The organism is Streptomyces sp. 5-10 (assembly GCF_014712245.1).
Lineage (GTDB): Bacteria > Actinomycetota > Actinomycetes > Streptomycetales > Streptomycetaceae > Streptomyces > Streptomyces violaceusniger.
This window is the reverse complement of the sequence record NZ_JACVYG010000035.1, coordinates 18,188-39,413: the sequence shown is the minus strand read 5'-3', so window position 1 is coordinate 39,413 and position 21,226 is coordinate 18,188. Positions and strand designations below refer to the sequence as shown.

Below are 21,226 nucleotides of genomic sequence, written 5' to 3'. Positions count from 1 at the left end.
GCGCTTCGGTCGCTGCGCACGGACCCGCCCGTACGCACCGGGGGGCGCGTTTGAATGACCGCATGGCTGTGGTTATGGACGAGAAGCCAGTGCACGCGTTCGCCGACGACACCGAGGTCACCGAGGGGCGGACGCTGCTCGCCGACGGCGCGGTGATCGAGGCGGAGAGTGAGCAGCGCGGCGTCAGCGGCTTGGTACGGGACGGTTCGGGCGCCGCCTGCGACGTGTGGGTGCAGGTCGTAGGGCGGCCTAGGCTGGCGGTGCATCAGAGCGCAACCACAGCAGAGCGGAAGAAGCATGCGCGGCCTCACTGAGGCGAACCTCAAAATGCTGGCCGGCCCCCGTTCCTACGAGCGCGGGCTCGGCTACCTGGATGCGGTGTCCGGGGTCGAGGTCGGTGACGGCTGGGTCACCGCGATTGTCCATGGCACGGAGCGGTACGAGGTGGAGCTGACGCTGGACGGGCCAGGTGGGCTGTCCGGAGAGTGCGACTGCCCGTACGGCATGGAGGGCAACTTCTGCAAGCATCTGGTCGCCCTCGGCCTGACCGTGCTCGCCCAGCGGGAGAGCCTGCCGCGGCAGCGGAAGGCGGCCCGGGACCGTGCGCAGGACCTTGACGGGTGGCTGTCCGCCCTGTCCAAGGACTCATTACTCGCCCTTTTACGGGAACAGATCGCCGAGGACCGGCAGTTGCGCCGCCGCCTGGAGCTTCGGGCCGCGAGCGCTCGCGGCGACCTCGCCGCGGTCCGGGCCCGTATCCGTGATCTGCTGGATATCTCACCGTTCGCGCAGTACGGGTACGTCGAGTACGCCGATGCCCGCGCCTACGCCGACCAGGCCGGGCAGGCGGTGTCCGCGATCGGCGCGCTCACCGGTTCGGGCCGGGCCGATGATGCGATCACCCTGGCGCGGGAGGCGATGAAGCTGCTCGCCGACGCGGTGGAGAGTGTCGACGACTCGGACGGATGGCTCGGGCAGGTCGGTGCGGACCTCGCAGGTGCCCATCTCGGCGCGTGCCGTGCGGCACGCCCCGACCCGGAGGAGCTCGCGCGCTGGCTGGTCGGCCATGCGCTCGGCGACGTGGACGACGGCCTCGCAGACATCGATCCGCTCGACTATGAGGACGTCCTCGGCGAAGAGGGGATGGCCGCCCTGCGGAGGCTGACGGTCGAGGCCTGGCGGGGCAACCGCCGCGGCTGGGCGGAGAAGTACCTGATGGAGCGTCTGGCCAAGGCGGGTGGCGACGTCGACGCGGTGATCGCCGTGCATGCGGCCGACCTGGCACCGAACGGACACACCCACCTGGTCATCGCCCACGAGCTGGACACCGCCCGGCGCCCCGGCGAGGCCCTGCGCTGGGCGGAACGCGGCATCCACGACGCCCGCGACCTCGCCGCCGTCGACACTGCCCTCGTCGACTACCTCTGCGACCGCTACGCGCAGGCGGACCGGCTCCCCGACGCCGTGGCCCTGCGCCGCGACCACTTCGGCGCCCGGCGCACCCTGATCGCGTACCAGCAACTGCGAGCCGCCGCCCGGGCAGGGGACTGCTGGCCGGCCGAGCGTGAGGGAGCGCTGGCTCTGCTGCGTGCCGATGCGGAGCAGCAACAGCACTCCCGGTACGGCGGCCTGATCCTGATCGACGCCCTGCTCGACGACAAGGACATCGACGCGGCCTGGCAGGCCGCCATCGAGACCGGCGCCGACGACCGGCAGTGGCTCACGCTCGCCGACCAGGCCCGTGCTGCCCGCCCCGGCGACGCGCTCGCCGTCTACCGGCGCCTGGCCGAACCCCTCACGCAGCAGACGGGCAACGCGATCTACGAGCAGCTGACCAGCCTGCTGCTGAGCATCCGCGACTGCCACCGCCGCCTGGGCACCCAGGACGAGTTCACCACGTACCTCACCGCCCTCCGCGCCGACCAGAAGCGCAAACGCAACCTGATGCGGCTCCTCGACCAGCACGGCCTGTGAACCCACAACCGGCCCCGAAACCCGCTCCCGTACGACAGGAGGTGGCGTACAACGGCCGGTCCGCGATCGGGGGTCGTCGAAGTCGTCTTCGCGTATCTGGCGAGGCGGGAGCCCTTCACCAGGCCCGGGCTGCTCGCGGAGCTCCGTGACCGGATCCGGGCGATTCCCGGAGTGACGCTGACCGTCCGCGACGCGGAATTGCCCCGACGACGGCCGAGCTTTCCGCTGGACGTCCTGCGCGGCGGTGGGCTGGTCCGGTTCGCCGAGACGCTGGAATGGTTCCGTCAACAGAGCCTGTGAGGTACGGCGAGCACTCGCGGACGTCGGCGTCCTCATCTATCGGTCGCTACTCCCCACAGTGCCTGCCAGCGAGGGGCCCAGAAATGGGCTGGGCGTCCCGTGCCAGAAGAGATCCACGGTATCGCGTGCTCGGGTGGCCGCGACGAACAGCAAGGAGCGGGCCCGCTGGATCTCGTGCCGGTATCGGACGGGGTCCGTGTCACGCAACGCGTTGACGGCTTCCCTGGGCACGAGACCATCCGTCACCCCAGCGATGATCATCCGCTGGTACTCCAGCCCCTTGAACCGGAACATGGTGCCGATGTGCACCCCGCCGGTGCCGTGCGGGCCGTCGGAACGGATCTCCACCGAGTGGATGCCCTGCAGTTTGAGCGTGTAGCCCACCTCGGCCGCCATCTGGTTGGTGGGCACGCAGATCGCGATCTGCTCGTGCGGGGTATGCGGCTCAGCGCTCGCGTCCCACTCCTTGATGAGAGCGACGATGCCTTCCCGCTCCGAGGCCCAGTCCGGAAACGAGTGCCCGGCTGGCCGGCTGCCGCTGAGCACCGACCGGTAGCCGGCCAGGGTCTCTTCGCTGCCGTCGAGGTCGTCGTACGTCGTCTCCCCCAGGACGCCCAGGGCGGAGCGCAGGATCTGCCGGGTCGTACGGTAGCTGAGGCTCAGCTTCGAGGACCGGCCACGGATGTTGATGCCCAGACTGCCGAGCGTCACCTGGTTCTTGTAGATGCGCTGGTGGGTGTCGCCGACCAGGAACAGATCGTCCGCGGCCCGCGGGGTCATCGCGCGCAGCATCTTCCAGTGGGCGGGCCGCAGGTCCTGGGCCTCGTCCACGACGATGTGCCGGTACCGGTAGCGCAGCCATCCTCCCGAGCCGTCCTGTAGGTGGATGTTGTCTAGGCCGTCCGCGTCCTCCCGCTGCCGGGCGATGCTGAGGATGCGTTGCTCGCGGCCCATCTCCAGTCGCGCGGCGCGCTCGGCCACCTGGTCCCAGGTCTGCCGCCCGAGACGGTCCAGGCGCTGGGTGAAACGCTCACAGAGCTGCCAGATCTCGGCGCGCTCGGCGCGGCCGATGTTCCGGCCGCGGCCGGCGCGCCGGGCCCGGAAGTATTCGGTGCGGGTGCCGACGGCCTGTCCGAGGATGACCTGCGTCCACTCGTCGTGGAGGAACTCCGGGTCCCAGGTGTTCTCGCCGAGCTCGTCGAGCAACGCGCGCCATTCCCGTACGGCCTGGCTGTCGTCGATGGTCTGCTTGCCGTTGCCGGGTTCGGCCTCCCGTACGATGCGGAGCGCCAGCTGGTCGACGTGGCTCACCTCGACCCGGGCCAGCAGTTCCTCCCCGCCCAGCTCCAACAGCCGGGAGCGCAGGTCGGCGGCGAGGTTCTTGTTGTAGGTCGTCAGCAGGACGGGCTTGTCGCGGCCGGGGGAGAGCTGCCGCACGAGATGCCGCACTCGGTGCAGCGCGACGATGGTCTTGCCGGTGCCGGGGCCGCCGCCCACCCGGGCGGGGCCGTTGTAGCGCCGCTCGACCAGCTTGGCCTGAGTGGGGTGCAGGAAGACCTTCCAGCGGCCGAAGTCGCCGCTCTCCAAGGCTTCCCGAAGAGCCTCGTCCGTCGTGGTGACGACCGTGGCCGGGCGCTGTACGGCTGCTCCGAAGTCCTCCGGGTCGACCGGCTCGGTGGCGGCCACCGGCTTCGTGACCTGGTCGAGTACGTCCTCGAACGACGCCCCGTCGAACAGCGACAGCAGCACTTCGCCGGTGAGCTGCGGCGCGTACTCGACCAGGCCGAGCAACTGGTCCTCGGTGGTGAGCGTGCGGATGACCGGGAGCAGCGGTTCGGCGACGCCCAGCTGCAGCAACTGTTCATCGGTCCAGTCGGCGAACAGCGGCCGCGCCGGTGCTGGCTCCCGGGACGCGGGCGGTGTGGGTGTGGCGGGCGCGGGCTTTGAGGAGGGCGGGGCGGGCAGCCGGCGCAGAATGCTGTCCTCCACCACCTCCAGGTCGACGTACTCGATACCGCCGGTGACCTGGTTGACGCCGTACGACATGCGGTCGTAGACGTCCTTTCGGTGCTTGACGGAGACGATCAGCCAGTCGTCCTCGGCGAGCCGCAGCAGCAGTGCGCGGTACTCGTCGTTGACCCGCGCCGACCACAGCCTGCTGTCGCCCTTGAGCTGCTGGAGTTTGAGCCCGGCGGTATGGGGGTTGGTCCTGAACTTGTGCTGGAAGTCGAAGAACGCGCCCTTGACCGTGCGGGGGAGCTTGCGGATCTCCTTGTCGGCCTTGTCGAGCAGGCGCAGTGTGACGCCCGAGGTGTTCATCGCTTCGACTCCCCGTCGCTGGTGACCGTGCTGTTCTGCTGTTGACCGGTGAGGCGGGCGATCAGCTGGGCCCGGTCCCATGCGGCGGCGGTGCGGACCTCCCAGCCCGCGGCCGCGAATGCCTTGTCCCGGTCCTCCGCCTCCTGGTCCGGATCGTCGCCGTGCGGGCGGGGGGCCAGGACCACTCCCAGGCGCGCGTCGGACCAGGCCAGTTCGGCCTGCCATCCGTGCTCGTCCAGTTCGTAGCCGTCCTGCGGGGCGGGCACCCCGGCGTCGGCCAGCGCGTGGGCGAGGTCGGCGAGCCCCGGCTCCTCCGGGTCGAGGTACTCGATGACCCGGTCCCAGCCCGGGTCCCGCTCCGGGCCCCAGCCCGTGGCCGCGCGGCCGGGGCCGGCCTGGGGCTGCGCCGGGACTTCCTCGTCGACGGTGCGGGCGGGCACGGGCGGCGCCGCGATGACGGCGGCGGGCTCTCCCGCCTGCGCGGGCACCGGGACACGTGTCGAGGGCAACCAGCCGACGCCGCCCGTCACGGTGAGCACCTCGGCGGCGAAGCCGTCGAGCATGCTGGTCGTCAACTGGGCGCTGTCGCCGCCGCCGTGCTCCAGGAACTGCAGCACATTGCTCCAGTACAGCCAGGCCCGCCAGCGCCGCTTGTGCGCCTGCCCGTCGGCCAGAGCCGCGTCCCCGTCGTCCAGGACGGTGAGCCCCGTCCACGCCGGCGGAGTGCGCCTGCCGTCAGCGGCCAGCACCAGACGGCAGCCCGACGCGTCCAGGCCGGACAATAGTCGCACCGGCCCGGCGGTCCCGGAGGGGGCGCCGCCGCGCAGCGCCTCCCGGAGGCCATCGCCGACGCTCTCGCCGGCGAGGGCGGCGGCACGGATGCCATCGGTCCCGCTCATGCCCGCGGCCACTGCCTCCGCCCGCCGCTGCCAGCGCGCCGGATCGGGGGCACGCAGATAGGCCAGGAGCAGCCAGGCCGGATTGACCCACACCGTCTCGGCCAGATCACCCGGCAGGCCCCGGCCCACACGCTCGTAGTAGTCACGGGCACGCTTCCGGCCATTGGTGCCGTACGGCTCCCACACCGGATCGCTCGGCCCCGCCGGTGCGTACCCGGTGTCCTTGATCTGCTGACGCCACTCCTTGACGTCGTAGAAGGTCAGCTGGAACACCCGCAGCCCCTCAGCCCTGAGCCGGGTGCGCTTCATGGCGTCGTCGGCGAGCCGGTTGTGCTCGCGGGTGGCGTGGTAGGCGTACCCGTCGAGGTAGAGGGCCACGCGTGGGCCAGGGGCGTCGAGCCGCTCCAGCAGTAAATCGGGCCGGGTGCCGTCCAGCGCCCGCTGCTGGGAGACGCGCCAGCTCACGGTCGTGCCGTCCGCCGCCGTCAGCCGCAGATCGAGGGCGGACGTCCCGGCCGACGTGGTGTACCGGTCCGCGGTGGCCCGGGACTCGGCCAGCTTCGCCCAGTCCTGGAGCGCCTCGACGAACAGGATTTCCAGGTCGCTCTCGGCCTGGCGCTGCAGCGGGATGTGCCGCGTCGTCGCGACCGGCGAGGTCCGCCAGCCCTCGCCGTCGGCGCCGAGCAGCTCGTCCAGCATCTGCCGGACCTCGTGGCGGCTCACCTTGTCGTAGTCGGCGGCCGGGACGCGCCGCAGCAGGCACTGGTGGCAGCCGTCGAGACCCTTCTCACGGCACGGGCAGCCCTCGATGACGTCCCGCGCCTTGAGGAGCACCTCCCGGAAGCCCTCCGCGGACGCCAGCCGGTGCAGGTAGCCCGTCCCGCCGGGCAGCCGGTCGTAGACGACGAGGAAGCGCCTCGGCCAATCGGTGTCCGCATCGCCCGCGTGGTCGGGCATCGTCGCCTCGGCGATGTCGATGTGGTCCGGGTCGCCGCCGTAGCGGGCCGCGATGCCCGCGAACAGCACGGCGGTGAACGAGGCGAGCCGCTCCTTGGCCCGGGCGACCGACGCGGGCAGCAGGATGCGCACCGCCTCTGTGGTCAGCTCATGGGCGAGCAGCAGCGGCACGTCCTCCCCCCTGCCCTGCCCGTCCGTACCGGCCGTGGACCCTCTGACACGGCGTCGCGGGCACCACAGCATGTGGTGCGTCGCGGCCGGGGTGCTCGCCGCCCCCGACTCGGTCAGCGCGTGCTGTGGCACGTCCACCACGGGACGGCCGTCGGCCGTCGCCCCGCCGCAGCTCGTGCAGACGAAGAACGGGTTGAGCCGCACGTCCCGCCCCGCCACCGGCACCGTGCTGCTGCCGTCCTCGCGGTCCAGCCCCAGGTTGAACGTCCGGATCTTGGCATGACGGGTGAAGTCCACTCCGAAGACCGCGGTGTCGTGCCGCCAGGAGCCGGGGGCGAGGCGGCCCGGGTCGATGTCGACGGTGGTGAGGACCGCGTAGTACCTGTGCTCCCGCTCGTCGCGGTCGTCCCGCACCCGCGCGTCGTCCCGCTTGTCGCGGGAGAGCACCCGCCTGGGCTGGAGTACGTACTGCACACAGCCCGCGTCGGCGATCTCCCGGCCGCCGCAGCGCGGGCACGGGGCGGTGTCGTGCTCGGCGTCCTCGGTGCGCACATATCCACAGGCCGGGCAGAGCCGCCACACCGACCAGGCCCGGCGCTCCGGGCTCCCGATGTCGAGGGCCCGCACGACGTGCCGGTAGCCGTTGACGTAGAAGCTGTTGCCCGGGGCCAGTTCGGTGAGGGCAAGTTTGCGGGACCGCTCGTAGTCCCGGGTCTCACTGCGGTAGATCTTGCGGGCCGGTGCTTCCTCGGCTCCCGCCTCCCGCGGGCCGTCGTCCTCGCCCGGGGTCTCCGACCAGTACAGCGTCGCTTCCAACTGCGTGGTGGTGTCGGTCAGGCTGTAGTTCGGCAGCAGGCCGAGCTCCACCAGGGTGGCGTGGGCGCTCGACTGGCTCAGCTCCCGCAGCAGGTCCCCCGCGCTGCGGCGCTCGGCCAGCAGCTCGCGCCGCTCCCGGTCCTGCGTGTCGTCCGACCTGGCCAGATGCCCGGCGGCCTCGTCGATCGCGATGATCCTGCGCCGCAGCTCCTCGCGCCGCCCCGTCCAGTCCTCCTCGGCCTCCTGGAGGGCGCGCACGATGCCGCCGGTCGCGTACGCCCTCAGCTCCTCGGCCGCGTACGCCGACACGGCCGCGCCGTCGGAGCTGTCGGGGTCCCGCCCGTCACTGCGGTCGGGGAACAGGGCCAGGAACTCCTCCACCAGCTTCGCGCCGTGGGTCTGCGCGGCGTCAGCGAGGTCCTGGCACCAACCACCGGCCCCGAACAGGGCCGACGACAGCCGGGGGAGCGGCGTCAGCACCTCGCCGTCGGAGGTCCGCAGCTCGCCACGGGCCGCCAGGTCCAGTAGCCGGGCCGTGTACTGGCGGCGCAGGATCTCCACCGCGGACAGATAACAGCCTGGCGGCAGGATCGTCCCGGCGATCATCTCCGTCGGCTCGTCCAGGTAGTACAGATCGCGTGCCTTGCGGCCACCGAAAGCGACCACCAGCGCGTTGCCCGTGCGCCGGCCGGCCCGCCCGGCGCGCTGCACGTAGTTGGCCGGCCCGGCCGGAAGGGAACCGAGCAGGACGGCCGACAACTCGCCGATGTCGATGCCGAGTTCCAGCGTCGGGGTGCACGACAGCAGGTTGGGGTCGGTGTAGTGCGTCCCCGCCTTGAAGGAGCGCTCGACCCGCTCCCGCTCCGGACGGCTCAGCATGCCCGTGTGCTCGGCGGTCACTACCCGGAACGTGCCGCCCGTCAGATACAGACGGCGGTAGTAGTCGCGGGTGTAATCCCGCTCCTGTATGGCGCCGCCGACCCGGGAGAACCCCGGCTGGGGCGCGGTCAGCCGCCCCTTGCAGCGGTACCGGGGGCAGGGGTGCCCGTACCAGCGCGTGCGCCGCTCGGGCGCGACGACCTGCTGCCAGCCGCAGTCCTCGCAGCTGACGAAGGCCTTGTTGACGACCGCGTCGTCGAGCAGCCGCACCTCGATGTGCCCCGGCTGGAGCCCGTACACCCGGGTCTGCCGGTCGCGGGCGGTCCGCACGGCCAGGACCCGCTCCTCGGCGAGGGCGGGCAGCAGCCTGCGCAGATACTCCACGGCCCCCGCGGCGTCCAGCGCCAGACACCTGCGGGTCCAGTCCTGGTACCAGCCCAGGCGTCCCGTGATCGCGTCGAACTCGGTCTGCTCCTTCTGCCCGTCCAGCAGGAAGCGCGGCGGGGCGATCCCTTCCGGAAAGGCCGGCATGCCATCCGGCCTGCGCCCCCAGATGAGGTAGCGGTTACTGCCCGCCTCCTTGATCCAGGTGTCCAGCCAGCGGTGCCGCACCGCGCCACGCGTCCGCATCCGCTCCAGCAGCCCCCGCACATACGCCAGATACCGCTCAGGCGTGGGCAGCCCGCCTCCCGCCAGCAGCTGCCCGGGCAGGGACAGATGCAGGTCACGGGCGAGGTCCGTGATGCGGTCCGGCTCGGCCACCTTGACTTCGGCGGCCGCGGTGCGGGTCAGCTCCAGGGTGCGCCCCATGCGGCTGCGCAGCCCGAACTCCATCACGGTCGCGAACGCCAGCCGCTCCCCGATCAGCTTCCAGGTCCGCGCGTCGCCGGTCCCGCGGCCCGACAGGAGACGGTCGACGCCCGGCTCGTCGTGCAGGTCGGGGGGCACCACGGCGGCCAGCGCCTCCGGGTCGTCCACCGAGTCCAGCACATGGCCGATCAGGTCGTTCAGCGCGGTCGGCGCCCCCGACTCGTCCAAGTTGTGGGCGAGGAGCGAACGCAGCGAGAACTTGTACGAGGCGTTGGCGACGTACCCGGCGCGGTGCGCCGCGTCCTGCGTCGAGTCGTTGAACAGCAGCGTCTTGCGCTCCTCGGGCACGAGCGCGATGTCGCCGCCAGTGAAGAGCTGCGTCACGGTCGCCGAGGCCAGGGCCGCCTTCGCCGTGCCGAGGAAGCGGATGCTGTTGTCGGTGTGGCAGGCCGGGCAGCGGTCGTCCCGCGCCGCACGGTCGGCGGTCTTCTTGTCCAGCAGGGCCAGGGCGAACCAGGCGTCGACGAGCTCGCCGTCGTCCCCGGCGGTGGGCAGCCGGTAGGTGCCCTGCCCGCCGTCGAGCACGACCACCGACAGCGGGTCGGTCCTGCCGTCCGCCGGCCGCGCCCCCGTCAGCGCGTCGAGCGCCTCCTGACACTCGCTCTCGGTGGCGGAGATGAAGTAGCGGACGCGCCGCTTGTCCCGCCCCACCGCGGCACGCCAGATGCGGTCCTGCGCCATCACCAACTGCTGGGGGTCGGCCTCCGGCGACAGCGCCGCCCACCCGGAGCGACCGCAGTTGCGGCAGTACACGGCGGGCAGGTGCACCTGGGCCGGGCGCGGAGCCGTGTCGGCCCCCGGCAACGGCTGCGGTCGGCCCGCCGAGGACGGCGGCCGGCTCCCGGACGAGGCGTCCGGGTCCTCGTCGCCGGGCGGCACGGCGCTCAGCGCGGCCCGTCGGGCGGCGGTCCGGTCGTCCTCGTACCAGCGGAATTCCGGGGTGCGCCCCACCCCGCGCAGCACCCGCGTCACGGGCCGTACCCACAGATGCGCCTCGATGTGCAGCAGCGGCCGGGGCTTGCGCTCGTCGGACTCCGGGTCGCGGGCCGCCGAGAGCAGCGCCACGAACCGGCCCAGCGCCTGGAGCACCAGCCGTGGGTTCTCCCGCGCGGTGCGACCCCAGGAATAGCCGAACCGGGCCAGCCGGTCCCGCAGCGCCCACTCGTCCAGCGGCTCTCCGTTCAGCAGCGACAGCACCCCGTGGGTGAAGTCGTGCCGCTTCAGCAGCCGCCCGATGCGGAAGGCGTCAAGACCGGAGCGGCCCAGCAGCCGCGTGGCGAGAGCGTCCAGGTCCAGCAGGTCGGGCCGGGCCTCCACGTCCGGCCCGCCGGACACCGCCACCACCTCCTGGGGTGAGGGCGGCTCCTCCAGCTCGTAGTCCACGGACCCGGTGAACTCGTCGGCGGTCATCCGCTCCTCACCCATGACCGCGTCCGCCGGGAACGGCATCCCGAACACCCGCGCCGCCACGTCGAGGACGCCCCCGGCCTCCTTGCCCGGCGCCCCCTCGCCGAGCGTGGCCGAGGTCGCCACCGGGCAGATCGACCCCAGCGGCCTGCCGGGCCGGGACGCGCCGGTGGCGGCGGCCAGCCGGCGCAGGAGCATCGCGACATCGGTGCCCTGCGCCCCGTCGTACGTGTGGAACTCGTCCAGCACGACGTAGGTGAGGTCGGCGCCCTCCCACAGGCTCCGGTCCTCCCCGCGCTGGAGCAGCAGGTCGAGCATCTTGTAGTTGGTGATCAGCACGTCCGGCGGGGAGGCCCGCATCTCCTCGCGGCGCGTCATCACCCGCCGGAAGTCGGTGTCGGGCCGGTCGCCGATGTAGAGACCCGCGGTCACCTGGGCCAGCTCCGGGCGCGCCAGGTACTCCCCGACGCGCCCCGCCTGGTCGGTGGCGAGCGCGTTCATCGGATACAGCAGCACAGCTTTGATCCCGCCCCGCCCCTCGGCCTTCTGCCGCCGACAGTGGTCCAGGACGGGAATCAGGAACGACTCGGTCTTGCCGGAGCCGGTGCCGGTCGTCACCAGCGTCGGCCGGGCGGGCCCGCGCAGCGTGGACAGCCGGGCCCACGCCTTCGCCTGGTGCCGCCACGGTACGAAGCCCGGGAAGCCGGCGGACCACTCCATGTCCTGCTGCCAGCCGTCCTCGGCGAGGTGGAACGGCGTCCTGATCCGCAGGTAGGGGCCCCGGAAGATCCCGGTCTCCGGATGCCCGAGGAAGCGCTCGAGGGCGCTGCGGGTGTCCTCGTCGGCGAGGGCGTACGTCGTCGTGAGGTACTGCGTCAGACTGCCGCGCAGCTGCGCGGCGGCCATGGTGGGCTTCACGACGGTCCCCCTTGCGATGCCGGTGCCCAGGTGATCGGTACCACGGTATAGGGGGCCGCCGACAATGTTTGCCGGTGGGCCGTTCTGTCCCGGTTCAGGCGGTCTTCTCCCAGCTCGCTATCTCATCGGCGAAGTCCCGGTACGACCGGTTGTTGCCGGTCGGCCGGGCGTTGACATGCCCGCCTGTGACCGCCGCCCGCATGATGGCGGGGGCGTCCGACTCGCGGTACGGGGGCTTGCCCAGGTACTTCACGAGGTGTTCCTTGGCCTTCTCCAGCTTGGCGAGGTCCCGGCGGCAGTCCGCCTCCCGGAGCCGCCAGCCCGGCCTGACCTTCGGAAAGGCGTCGGGAAAGAGCATCAGCCAGGCTTCGATCTCGTAGGCCGCCAGCGCGAGGGCCGATGGGCAGTCCTTGAAGGTCGCGCGCATCTCCTCGGTGATGCGCCTGCGGAGCTTGTCGTAGGCGTCATCGGCGACACCGTCGAGATCCACGTGTATGACGACACCGGCCAGCTTCGCGGTGTCGGCCTGGGCCACCGCGAACCTTCTGATCTCCTGTAAGCGGGGAGAGAGCTTCGATTGAGCGCGGGCCAGCCGAATGGGTCTCCGTATGGTCACCACCTCCGGGCAGTTCCCGGGGTGCAGAGCGGGCACCAGGTGCTGGAGCACCTTGCGGTCGTAGTCGCCCTCCCCGGCCACCACGATCACCGAACGCCGGCGGCCGCCTCGCGCGGGCTTCGGACTCACAGACCACCGCCCAGGGCGCCCGAGTACCACAGATCGCCCATCGGCTCGTACTCGGACTTCTCGATCACGCGTCGCGTGTCCTCGGGCCGGCGAGCCGGGATGAGGGAGGCGCCACTGCGACGACGCTCGCACACCACGAACTCCTCGGGCTCCAACTCGTTCACGAAGACCGGCGAGTGCGTGGTCACGAGGAACTGGCTGCGGGTACTGGCCTCGCGTAGCCGTCCCGCCAGCAGACTCAGGGCGTGCGGGTGAATGCCGTGGTCGATCTCCTCGATGCAGGTGAGCAACGGCGGATTCGGGTCGTGGAAGATCGCGAGCATGCACAGGATGCGGACGGTGCCCCACGAGGCATCCGTCAGGCGGGTGCGGCCCCGCAGGCCCTCTTCCTCCAGCTCCACCGCCGTCCGGTACGACACGAAGTCCGGGGGCGTCACGAGATGGATGTCACGGATCTGCGGCACCACCGTCCGGACGTCCTCCAGGAGCAGCTCCCAGGCATCTCCGTCGTCTTCCTTGAGCCCGCGCAGGAAGTCCGCGAGGTTGGACGCGTCGCTCTCCAGGTACCGGCCCGATTCGCTGATGCCCCATGGCTGCCGGGCCTTGCGCACGTCCGGGTCGAAGACCCGGATCTGGGAAAGGTGTCGCCGCACGGCCCCAACGGCGACAGCGGAGGGGCTGTCGTCGGCCAGCGGCAGTAACCGCTCCTGATGCAGGGCGGAAGCCATGCGCCCGACGTTGACCGACCCGCCTTCGCCGTCTGCCGCCAGGGCGCTGCTGACCGTCAGCGAACCGCTCGTCAGCTCCACCGAGGTCTCGGCGCCCTCCGCCGGATGCTGGGTGAAGCGCTCGCCCCGGTACACCGAGTAGCGCTCGCGAGACCCCTCCGGCAGCCGGGTGCGCGACACGCTCAACTCATAGCGGTCCGGGGCTTCGTCGGTCGCACGGTCGGACCAGATGCCCTCGATGCCCACGGTGATCCGCGACACCGGCTTGCGGCCGCCACGGAAGGCCAGAACATCGAACCCCCCGCGCTCTTCGAGCGCCGGCTCGATCCCCTTCCGGGACACGTCTCCCAGGAACTCCAGAGCGTGCAGGACGTTGGACTTGCCTGACGCGTTGGGCCCGACCATGACGGTCAAAGGCCCGAGAGGCAGCTTCGTGTCGGTCAGGGTGCGGAAGTTGCGCACCGTCAGGCCCAGTATGCGGTGGTTCAAGCCTCGCGCCCATCGTGAAGCAGCCGGGTATCAGCAACCCGGGGCGGACTGGTTCGACGCACGGCGGACGGACCTCGACGCACTGTGGCGCACCTGGCTGAACGGCACTCAGTCCCCCACGAGCGCCGTCTACTTACCGCATCCGGCCACCGAGCATCACGAACAGTACAACGTTCGTCACAGCCGTACCAGGTACCTGCGCATTTCCGCCATCCGGACCGAAAGGGCTGTCTTTCCCTCGTCCTGCCGTTCACCGACCCTGAGCAGGAGGGAAAGCGCGCGGGCAGTGCCGAGGGGGAGCCGCGATGGCCGAACCGCTCTACGTCCCCGTCCTACCCGTCCGGCAGAACGCCCGGACGGCCTACGAACACGTCCGGCCGGACATACAGGCCGCGATGGCCCCGCTGTGGAACCTTCCGCCGTGCCCGGGCGTGCCCCCGGCGGCGCTGCAGAAGGCCTACTGGCAGCAGGAACTGAACCGGGTGAGGGGAGCGCACCGCCGCTATCCCGGCTGGGTCGACGCCCCGTTCGCCGAGGAGGCACAGATACCGGCGCTCGCCGAGATCCTGTCCGAGTGCACGGGCCTCTCCCGGCTGCTCCGCCCGGTGACCGGGCCCAGGCGCATCAAGGCCCAGCAGTCCGCCGCCCTGGAGACAGCCCGCCGCTATGGCTGTGGGCTCGGCATTCGCGTATGCGTGCCGGGGGAGTGGAACGGCCGTACGGCCGAAGACGTCGGTCAACTCCTGGTCCAGGCCGGACCCGACGTGCCCGTCGATCTGCTGCTGGATCTGGGCAGCGTCCTCCCGACCCGTCCCGACGCGGGCAAGGAGGCACTGCGAGCCCTGGACGCCCTGCGCCCCCTGGCGGCCTGGCGGACCGCCGCCGTCCTCGGCGGGAGCTTCCCCCAGGTCACGGGCGACATGCTGGAGCTGGGGCAGTTGCACGAAGAGCCACGCGCCGACTGGCACATGTGGCACGAGATTCAGGCGAGCGGCCGCGACTACCTGTCAGAGCTCACCTATGGCGACTACGGCGTGCAGCCCGTCACCGCTCTCGCCCAGGGGCGGGGCGGCGGGCCCCCGCGCTGGGGCGTCCTCCGCTACACCACCGACCACTGGTTCGTGCTGTGCAAAGTGCTGAACGGAGGCCCCGACCGTACGGCGAGCATCCGGGCCGCGGCTCGCCGGATCAGCGAGCTGCCCGAGTTCCGGGGAGCCTCCGCCGGCGCTGGGGAGACCTGGCTGCGCGACTGTGCCAACGGTCCCCTCACGACCGGCAAAGGCACGGGTCAGGCCCCGGACTGGCTGCGGGCCGGGAACATCCAGCACATGACGTACGTCGTCCGGTGCCTCGACCAGCACTGACCCGGCCTTCCCCCCCATACGGCCCGGGTGCGCTCAGCCGAATAGCGGCGCCAGCGTGTCCTCGCCCGCTAGGATCCGCCACGCCGGCACCCGCACGGTCCGGCCCACCTCGCACGCCTTCGCCCCGTGGCCACCGGACGGCAGCCCGGTCAGCAGGTCACCTCGGGCATGGGTCAGCCGTAGATGCCTCGCCGGGTCCCGGCCGGGCGGCGGGCCCGTGTCGATCAGGACCGCCGTGTTCTCGCCGCCCTCGGTGAACAGCAGATCCACCGTGTGGCCGCCGACCACCGCCGCGCGCTCCAGATCGATGACGCCACGCTCCCCGAGGTACCGCTGGAGCCGGTCGGCCAGCTCCTCGCGGAACGACGCCCCCGAGCCGCCCGCACCCTGCCCGCCGCCGGTGACAACTCCCGCGGCCGGGCCCTGTCCGGCACCGCTCTCCGCTCCCAGCGGCGCCGAACGCCCGGCGAGCAACGCCGGAAGACCGCTCTGCCCCTGCCAGAACGCGCGACTGCCTACCGTGATGAGCTGCGACTTGGCCCGGGTGACCGCCACGTTCCACAGGTTGACCTGGCTCGCCACCCAGTGCGTCGTCCTCGGCGGGGTGTTCAGCGTGGCCACCGGGCTCAGCACCATCACATCGCGCTGCCCGCCCTGGAACGCGTGCACGGTCCCGACCCGCACCCGGTCATCGTCGCGCCACGCCCGCGCCAGCGCCTCCTTCTGCGCCCGGAACGGCGTCACCACGCCCACCGTCGCGTCCTGCGGCAGTTGTGCGAGCAGCTCGTCCACCACCCGTCGCACCGCACCCGCCTCGGCGTCGTTGCGCCAGGACTGCCCGCCACCGCCCCGCGCCGACTCCCCGGCCGGAACGTCCACCCACCCCAGCACCGGCGCCGGATCGGCCGCACCCACCGGGTCGAGCGCCGGGACCTGCCGCCGTACGTCGGTGAGCACCTGCAACTGGCCCGCGTAGCAGTAGCCGTTGACGACGTCGGCGATCTCCGGATGGCAGCGGTAGTGCTCGTCGAGGAGCAACGCCGTGTCACCGTGCTGCGCGGCCGCGTGGTACGCGGAGTACACGTGGTACGTGAGCCGGTGGTCCTCCAGCTGCGCCGCGCTCAGCCCGGACCGGACCCGCGCCTGCCGCTCCTGCTGCGGTGCGATGTCGGCGATGTGGCCCAGCTGCATCGGATCACCGATGATCAGCGCCCGCCGGGCCCGGAAGAGCAGCGGCAGCACCGACGGGATGGAGCACTGGCTGGCCTCGTCGATGACGACGAGGTCGAACATCTTGGGGGCGAGTTCGAGCTGCCGCACCGAGTGGGTGCTGATCGCCCACCCCTTGAGGTGTGCCATCAGGTTCTGCTGGCTCTTCCGGACCCCCGAACGGCTCCGCAGCGTCTGGAGCCGTTGCCCCATCAGCCCGTGTGCCCGCGCCAGTGTCTCCGCCGACACCGCCCGTGACAGTTCGGCCGACAGCTCCGACAGGGCACCCGCCGTCTCCAGCCGTGCCTGCTTCAGCCCCTCCTCGTCCCAGCCGGTGTGCTCGGGCACGAGCTCCCGCAGTCGGCGCTCCACGGCCACCGCGTCCGCCAGCGCCTCCAGCAGCTCCGGCGGCACGGGCCGCTCATCCGCCCACCCCGGCCACGACGGGCCGCCACTCTCCGGGGTGCCGACCGCCGCGACCAGCGCGGCCAGGGCCCGAGCCCTGCGCCACCCGCCCAACAGCCACCAGCCGGCCCCGGCCGCCTTCCGGGCCCTGCCCTCCCAGCGGCTCAGTGCGGCCGTGCCGTCCTCTCCCGATGCCGCCGCCCAGGCGCCCTCCAGGAGGGGCAGCGGCAGCTCCAGCGCGCCTGCCCGCTCCTCCCGCTCCCGCAGCAGCTCCAGCAGCAGTCCCTCCTCACCGACCCGGCGTTCCGCCTCCGCCCGCTGCCCGGCGGCCCGGGCCCGGGCGTTGCGCAGCTCCCCGCCCACGGTCGCCGAGCCCCGCCGTGGGGCCTCCCCGGGCTCACCGAGCAGCCGCTCCAGCTTGTCAGCCTCCCGCTCCCGCGCCTTCTCGTTGCCCGTCCGCATCATGAGCCCCGGCGCTATGGCGTCGCAGCGCTCGGCGACGACTTCCACCGCCTCGTTGTTCGTCGACGCGACCAGCACGGACTGCCCGGCCGCGACACAGGTCGTGACGACGGCGGTGACCACCTCGCTCTTGCCCGTGCCGGGCGGCCCCGTGGCCACCGTCAGGGCCCGCGTCATCGCCGAGGACACCACCAGCTCCTGGCTCTCGTTGCACGGCCCCGGCGCCACCACGACCGCCGAGGACCCCGCCCCGGTGTCCTCCCCGTTCTCCTCATCGCCGCTCAGCAGCGCGTCCATCGCCGTGCCGGGGATCTGCCCGATCCGCGCCGACATCTGCAGCAGGTTGTCCACCAGTCCCTGCGTGGCTTTTACCTCCACACCTGACGGCACCAGCAGCACGGCCGCGTTGTGCGCGCCCGGTCGAAGCGCCTGCATCACCGTCCGCTCACTGAGCTCGGCAGGATCCAGCGGCTCCAGCTCCGGCAGCCCCAGCTCCTCCAGCAACTCCCGCACGGCCCGCAGCATCTGCGTGTCGTTGCCCTCCTGCCAGGTCGGCTGCCAGTGCGCGAAGAGCTCGGCCGCGTCGTCGGCGTCCAGCAGCTCCGAGACGACACCCGTGTGCAGGGACGGCACGCCGGTCGGCCGGAGCACGTCCTGGCCGCTCTCGTCCGGGGCGAGTTCCATCTGCTGCACCAGCAGCGGCGCGATCCGCACCGGGGTACGGCGCCCCCGGCCGCCCCCTTCGGGCACGGGGAGCGTGACGGCCGGATAGCCGTACCAGTACTCCTGCTGCGTTCCCGCGTCGCCGCCGCCCGCTCTGCTTGGCTTGGCCTGTGGCCTGGGCAGTTGAGTCGGAGCCCGGAAGGTCGCGGCCCGCCCCGACTGGATGGTCTCCTGGCCCTTGGCCAGCAGGAAGTACCCCGCATCCCGTCCGCTGTCTCGGTCCGGCAGCATGCCGGCCGCCGCCTCGGCGGTGAGGCACTGGACGTAGTAGCGCAGCAGCCGCTGCCAGTCCACGCCGTCCTTCGCGTCCAGCACCGCCAGTTCCCGGGCCTTGAGCATGACGGGGGACTGCCGCGCCGCCTCCGTCGCGTCACGCGGCGGCGTCGGAAGGTGTACGGGGCGCGCCACGGACCGCGCAAAGGGCAGGCTCTGCGTGGCCCGGATCGTGGACTTGGTCGGCCGCTGCTCCTCGGGCACGCCGTTCCGTGCCATCTGGGCCGTCAGGTAGGTGAACAGGTCGTCCGGCGTGATCCAGCCGCCGTCCTTGATCAGGCCGTTTCGCAGGCCCTCCACGATCTCGCCGGTGAAGCGGGAGGTACCGAGCGTGGACCCCGGCGGCGCCATCGCCGACGCCGACTGGAGCGCGTCGGAGGCGGTGATGAAGTACACCCCCGTAGGTCGCAGCAGGGTGCTGGGCGCGGGCCGCCGGCCGGTGTCGTCCGAGGTGCCCTTGGCGGTCCAGCCCTGGACGACCGAACCGCTGGAGCAACAGTCCAGCAGCACAAGCTTCGACGCGGCACGGCAGGACGAGAGCATCCGCTCCAGGAACTCGGCCGGTACGGCCGTGCCCGGCAGGTCGTCGGGGTCGGCGTCCCGGGGGAGGAAGTAGAGCTGGTTGTCGTCCTCGCAGAACTCGCCGTGCCCGCTGAAGTACAGCAGGGCCGTCTCGCTCGGCTGCCGTGCCTCCAGGAACGTCTCCACGGCGTGCAGCATCTCCGCGCGGGTCGGCTCAGGGACCATCGCGCACTCGTTGTACATGCCGATCTCGGTCTTCTCCAGCACCGCCCGCATGTAGTGCAGGTCGGCGCGGACGGGCGGCAGATCGTGGTAGGCGTCGCTGTCGTACGTGGAGACGCCGATGAGCATGGCGTACCGGTCGTTGTCGGTCATGCGCGCTCAGCCCGCCGCCGTCGCGTCGTCGTCGCGACCGTCGGCGGGCTCGCCGCTGCCCGCGAGGAACCGATCGATCCGCTCGTCGTCCTCGCGCGCCTCCCTACCCGTGATCTGGAGAGTCGCCCCGTCCGGCCGCCTGACGACGATCGTCCGCTGCGGTACGCGGGCCAGCCAGAGCTGCACCGCCGCCACGACCAGCGAGCCCGCACTGATCAACACCCCGACCGTGTCGACCGACAGCCCGCCCTTCTTCTTGGCCTCACCGGCCGTGCGCCGCCGGGGGATGTCCAGGGCGGCGCCCGGGTCGATGTCGGCGATCTCAGCGAGGAGTTCACGCGCCTCCTTGCGGGCGCGCAACGGGTCCTCGTCCACGATGGAGATCCGGCATCCGGTTCGGTCGCTGGGCATGGTCGTCACGGCGTTTTCCCTCGGTTTTCCGCAGTGTGGACGGGGCACACGAGCGCACGAGATTAGTCCGCGGGACCGACAGCGAGCGCGCGTGTTGCCGTAAACCGCTGGTAATTGGCGTGAAAAGGGCTGTCCGGCGGCAGTCGCGTGCCCTTCACCGCAGGTGCAGCTCCGCCCAGACGGTCTTGCCCGGCCCGCTATCGCGCGGCGTGACGGCCCAACGGCTCGCCAGCTGGGCGACGATGAGCAGTCCCCGGCCCGATTCGGTGTCGTCCGGTGGCTCCTGGACGGTCAGCGGCGGTACGCGTTCGGTCCGGGTGTCGCTCACCTCGACGCGGAGCGTGACGCCGGTCTCGGTCAGCCGGACGCGGAAGTCCCGGCCGGGCACGTGCCCATGGCGGATGGCGTTCGCGGCCAGCTCGGCGGTGATCAGCGTCAGCGTCTCGTTGGCGCGGCCGTCGTACGGGTAGCCCCACTCGTCCAGCCGCTGCGAGACGAGACGCCGGGCGAGGCGGGCGCCGTGCCGCGAGGACGTGAACCGCATCGCGAATTCGCGGAGGAGGGGGGTGGGGTGGTGGTCGCTCCGGGCGGGGTGGGCTTCGGCGGTTGCGGGCTGGTGGGCATGGCTGGATACCCCCTGTACGGGGGAAATCTCGCTGTTCATGTGGCCCACGTTTCCGGCCTCGTCCTAGCGTGGCGAGATACGGCGCGCGCACGGGCAGTTGCTGTGTGTGGCTGTCGCGGCGTGTGTAGGCGGGGCAGAGCGTGACGGGCCGACGCGGGGGCGCGTTGGCCGGGGAGGTGGTACGCCATGGACGAGCCGACGGGTGTGGAGAACGACGGGGCGTCGGGCTTCGGGGAGGGGCCGCAGCGTGAGTCGGGGGTGAGGGCGGGAGCGGAGCCGGAACCGCCACCGGAGGTCGGCTCGGGCATTCTGCGGGTGTTCGGGAGGCAGTTGAAGCGGTTCCGGTTGCGGGCGGGGTTGGAGCGTCCGGAGTTCGCGTCGATGGTGGGGTACTCGGTGTCGACGATCGCTGCGTATGAGCAGGGTCGTCGGATTCCGCCGCCCCGGTTGATCGACCAGGCAGACGAGGTGCTGGACGCGGGCGGGGTCCTGCTGGAGATGAAGGAGGAGGTCGCGCGGGCGCAGTATCCGCCGTTCTTCCGCGATGCGGCGAGGCTGGAGGTAGAGGCGGTTGAGCTGCACGCTTACGACACGCATGTGGTCAAAGGGCTGTTGCAGACCCCGGACTACGCGAGGGCGGTCTTTCGGATGTGGCGTCCCTTGCTGGACGAGGAGACCATCGAGCAACGCGTCGCTGCCCGTCTGGCGAGACAGGAGATCTTCACCCGTCGTCCGCTCCCGCATCTGAGCTTCGTCATCGAAGAGGCTGTGCTGCATAAGCGCCTCGGGGGTGAACAGGTCTGGAGAGGCCAGTTGGAGCACATCATGTTGGCCGGACAGGCTCGGAACGTCGACGTGCAGGTCATGCCTCTGAGGCGTGAGGAGCACGCTGGGCTGGCGGGACCGTTCACCTTGATGGAAACGAAGGATGGGCGGAGGATCGCCTACACAGAGGTCCAAAGCGACAGTCGCCTGCACACGGAGCGCACCAGGGTGCGAGAGCTGGAAGTCACCTACGGGACTCTTCGCGCTCAGGCTCTCACACCGCAGGAGTCGGTGGCTTTGATTGAGAAGCTGCTGAGAGAGGAATGAGCGTGGAGCGTGCCCTGCGCCAACACGAGGTACTTGCATGGTTCAAGAGCAGTTACAGCGCCGGAGATGGTGGAGACTGCGTTGAGGTCGCTATGGAGTGGCGGAAGTCCAGCCACAGCAGTGGAGAAGGGGGCGAATGCGTAGAGGTGAGTGCCTGCCCCCACAAAGTCCATGTACGGGACTCGAAGGACATCACTCGTCCCGGCCTCGCCGTCGATGCTGCCGCGTGGACTGCGTTCGTCAACTTCGCGGCTCGGTAGCGGCTTCTGGTGAGAGAAGTTGAGCGTCTGCCC

General features: G+C 71.5%; 13 protein-coding genes. 6 read left to right on the top strand and 7 right to left on the bottom strand.

All coding sequences use genetic code 11. The annotated features are described in order from the left end of the window. Positions 1-74 precede the first annotated feature (74 nt). From IEJ02_RS31300 to IEJ02_RS50015, 3 genes are all read left to right on the top strand, one after another. Positions 75-314 (top strand): hypothetical protein, encoded by a 240-nt coding sequence (locus tag IEJ02_RS31300; RefSeq protein WP_191067903.1) that lies wholly within the window; start codon positions 75-77, stop codon positions 312-314. Then, the gene (locus IEJ02_RS31295) at positions 298-1,974 is read left to right on the top strand and encodes an SWIM zinc finger family protein (protein WP_191067902.1); all 1,677 of its coding nucleotides are present in this window, start codon (positions 298-300) and stop codon (positions 1,972-1,974) included. Before IEJ02_RS31300 ends, IEJ02_RS31295 begins: the two co-directional genes overlap by 17 nt. A gap of 171 nt (positions 1,975-2,145) precedes the next feature. Beyond that, positions 2,146-2,274 (top strand): hypothetical protein, encoded by a 129-nt coding sequence (locus IEJ02_RS50015; RefSeq protein ID WP_263408001.1) that lies wholly within the window; start codon positions 2,146-2,148, stop codon positions 2,272-2,274. 36 nt (positions 2,275-2,310) lie between these two features. On the opposite strand, the gene IEJ02_RS31285 is transcribed toward IEJ02_RS50015, so the two are convergent. The 4 genes from IEJ02_RS31285 to IEJ02_RS31270 form a co-directional block, all read right to left on the bottom strand. Further along, a complete protein-coding gene (locus tag IEJ02_RS31285) occupies positions 2,311-4,593 on the bottom strand; it encodes a UvrD-helicase domain-containing protein (RefSeq protein ID WP_191067901.1) in 2,283 nt (760 codons plus the stop codon). After that, positions 4,590-11,510 carry a DEAD/DEAH box helicase gene (locus IEJ02_RS31280; RefSeq protein WP_191067900.1) on the bottom strand — a complete coding sequence of 2,307 codons (6,921 nt, stop codon included), beginning with the start codon at positions 11,508-11,510 and terminating at the stop codon, positions 4,590-4,592. The genes IEJ02_RS31285 and IEJ02_RS31280 overlap by 4 nt, the downstream gene beginning before the upstream one ends. Positions 11,511-11,604: 94 nt before the next feature. Beyond that, a complete protein-coding gene (locus tag IEJ02_RS31275) occupies positions 11,605-12,255 on the bottom strand; it encodes a hypothetical protein (RefSeq protein WP_317985970.1) in 651 nt (216 codons plus the stop codon). Further along, on the bottom strand, positions 12,252-13,472 hold the full coding sequence (locus IEJ02_RS31270) for an AAA family ATPase (RefSeq protein ID WP_191067899.1): 1,221 nt from the start codon (positions 13,470-13,472) through the stop codon (positions 12,252-12,254). The genes IEJ02_RS31275 and IEJ02_RS31270 overlap by 4 nt, the downstream gene beginning before the upstream one ends. 305 nt (positions 13,473-13,777) lie before the next feature. Between IEJ02_RS31270 and IEJ02_RS31265 the strand changes: the two genes are divergently transcribed. Continuing rightward, the gene (locus IEJ02_RS31265) at positions 13,778-14,836 is read left to right on the top strand and encodes a beta family protein (protein ID WP_191067898.1); all 1,059 of its coding nucleotides are present in this window, start codon (positions 13,778-13,780) and stop codon (positions 14,834-14,836) included. Between the two features lie 33 nt (positions 14,837-14,869). Here the strand turns inward: IEJ02_RS31265 and IEJ02_RS31260 are convergent, their stop codons facing one another. The 3 genes from IEJ02_RS31260 to IEJ02_RS31250 form a co-directional block, all read right to left on the bottom strand. Beyond that, on the bottom strand, positions 14,870-18,805 hold the full coding sequence (locus IEJ02_RS31260) for a caspase, EACC1-associated type (RefSeq protein WP_191067897.1): 3,936 nt from the start codon (positions 18,803-18,805) through the stop codon (positions 14,870-14,872). Positions 18,806-18,811: 6 nt separating this feature from the next. Beyond that, on the bottom strand, positions 18,812-19,216 hold the full coding sequence (locus IEJ02_RS31255) for an effector-associated constant component EACC1 (protein ID WP_223864785.1): 405 nt from the start codon (positions 19,214-19,216) through the stop codon (positions 18,812-18,814). Positions 19,217-19,370: 154 nt separating this feature from the next. Further along, entirely contained in the window at positions 19,371-19,880 is a 510-nt protein-coding gene (locus IEJ02_RS31250) for an ATP-binding protein (RefSeq protein ID WP_191067895.1), read from the bottom strand. Positions 19,881-20,027: 147 nt separating this feature from the next. On the opposite strand from IEJ02_RS31250, the gene IEJ02_RS31245 reads away from it, so the two are divergent. Together IEJ02_RS31245 and IEJ02_RS31240 are read left to right on the top strand one after the other, a co-directional pair. Next, positions 20,028-20,933, top strand: a complete 906-nt coding sequence (locus tag IEJ02_RS31245; protein ID WP_191067894.1) for a helix-turn-helix domain-containing protein — start codon at positions 20,028-20,030, stop codon at positions 20,931-20,933. Next, positions 20,930-21,193: a DUF397 domain-containing protein gene (locus IEJ02_RS31240; RefSeq protein ID WP_191067893.1), complete on the top strand. Its 264-nt coding sequence runs from the start codon at positions 20,930-20,932 to the stop codon at positions 21,191-21,193. The genes IEJ02_RS31245 and IEJ02_RS31240 overlap by 4 nt, the downstream gene beginning before the upstream one ends. Positions 21,194-21,226: the final 33 nt, after the last annotated feature.

Excerpts from the sequence above, each read along its gene's own strand:
- IEJ02_RS31255 (WP_223864785.1), bottom strand. The coding sequence starts at position 19,216 with ATGCCCAGCGACCGAACCGGATGCCGGATCTCCATCGTGGACGAGGAC.
- IEJ02_RS31295 (WP_191067902.1), top strand. The coding sequence starts at position 298 with ATGCGCGGCCTCACTGAGGCGAACCTCAAAATGCTGGCCGGCCCCCGT.
- IEJ02_RS31240 (WP_191067893.1), top strand. The coding sequence starts at position 20,930 with ATGAGCGTGGAGCGTGCCCTGCGCCAACACGAGGTACTTGCATGGTTC.
- IEJ02_RS31250 (WP_191067895.1), bottom strand. The coding sequence starts at position 19,880 with ATGAACAGCGAGATTTCCCCCGTACAGGGGGTATCCAGCCATGCCCAC.
- IEJ02_RS31285 (WP_191067901.1), bottom strand. The coding sequence starts at position 4,593 with ATGAACACCTCGGGCGTCACACTGCGCCTGCTCGACAAGGCCGACAAG.
- IEJ02_RS31260 (WP_191067897.1), bottom strand. The coding sequence starts at position 18,805 with ATGACCGACAACGACCGGTACGCCATGCTCATCGGCGTCTCCACGTAC.
- IEJ02_RS31265 (WP_191067898.1), top strand. The coding sequence starts at position 13,778 with ATGGCCGAACCGCTCTACGTCCCCGTCCTACCCGTCCGGCAGAACGCC.
- IEJ02_RS31300 (WP_191067903.1), top strand. The coding sequence starts at position 75 with ATGGACGAGAAGCCAGTGCACGCGTTCGCCGACGACACCGAGGTCACC.
- IEJ02_RS31245 (WP_191067894.1), top strand. The coding sequence starts at position 20,028 with ATGGACGAGCCGACGGGTGTGGAGAACGACGGGGCGTCGGGCTTCGGG.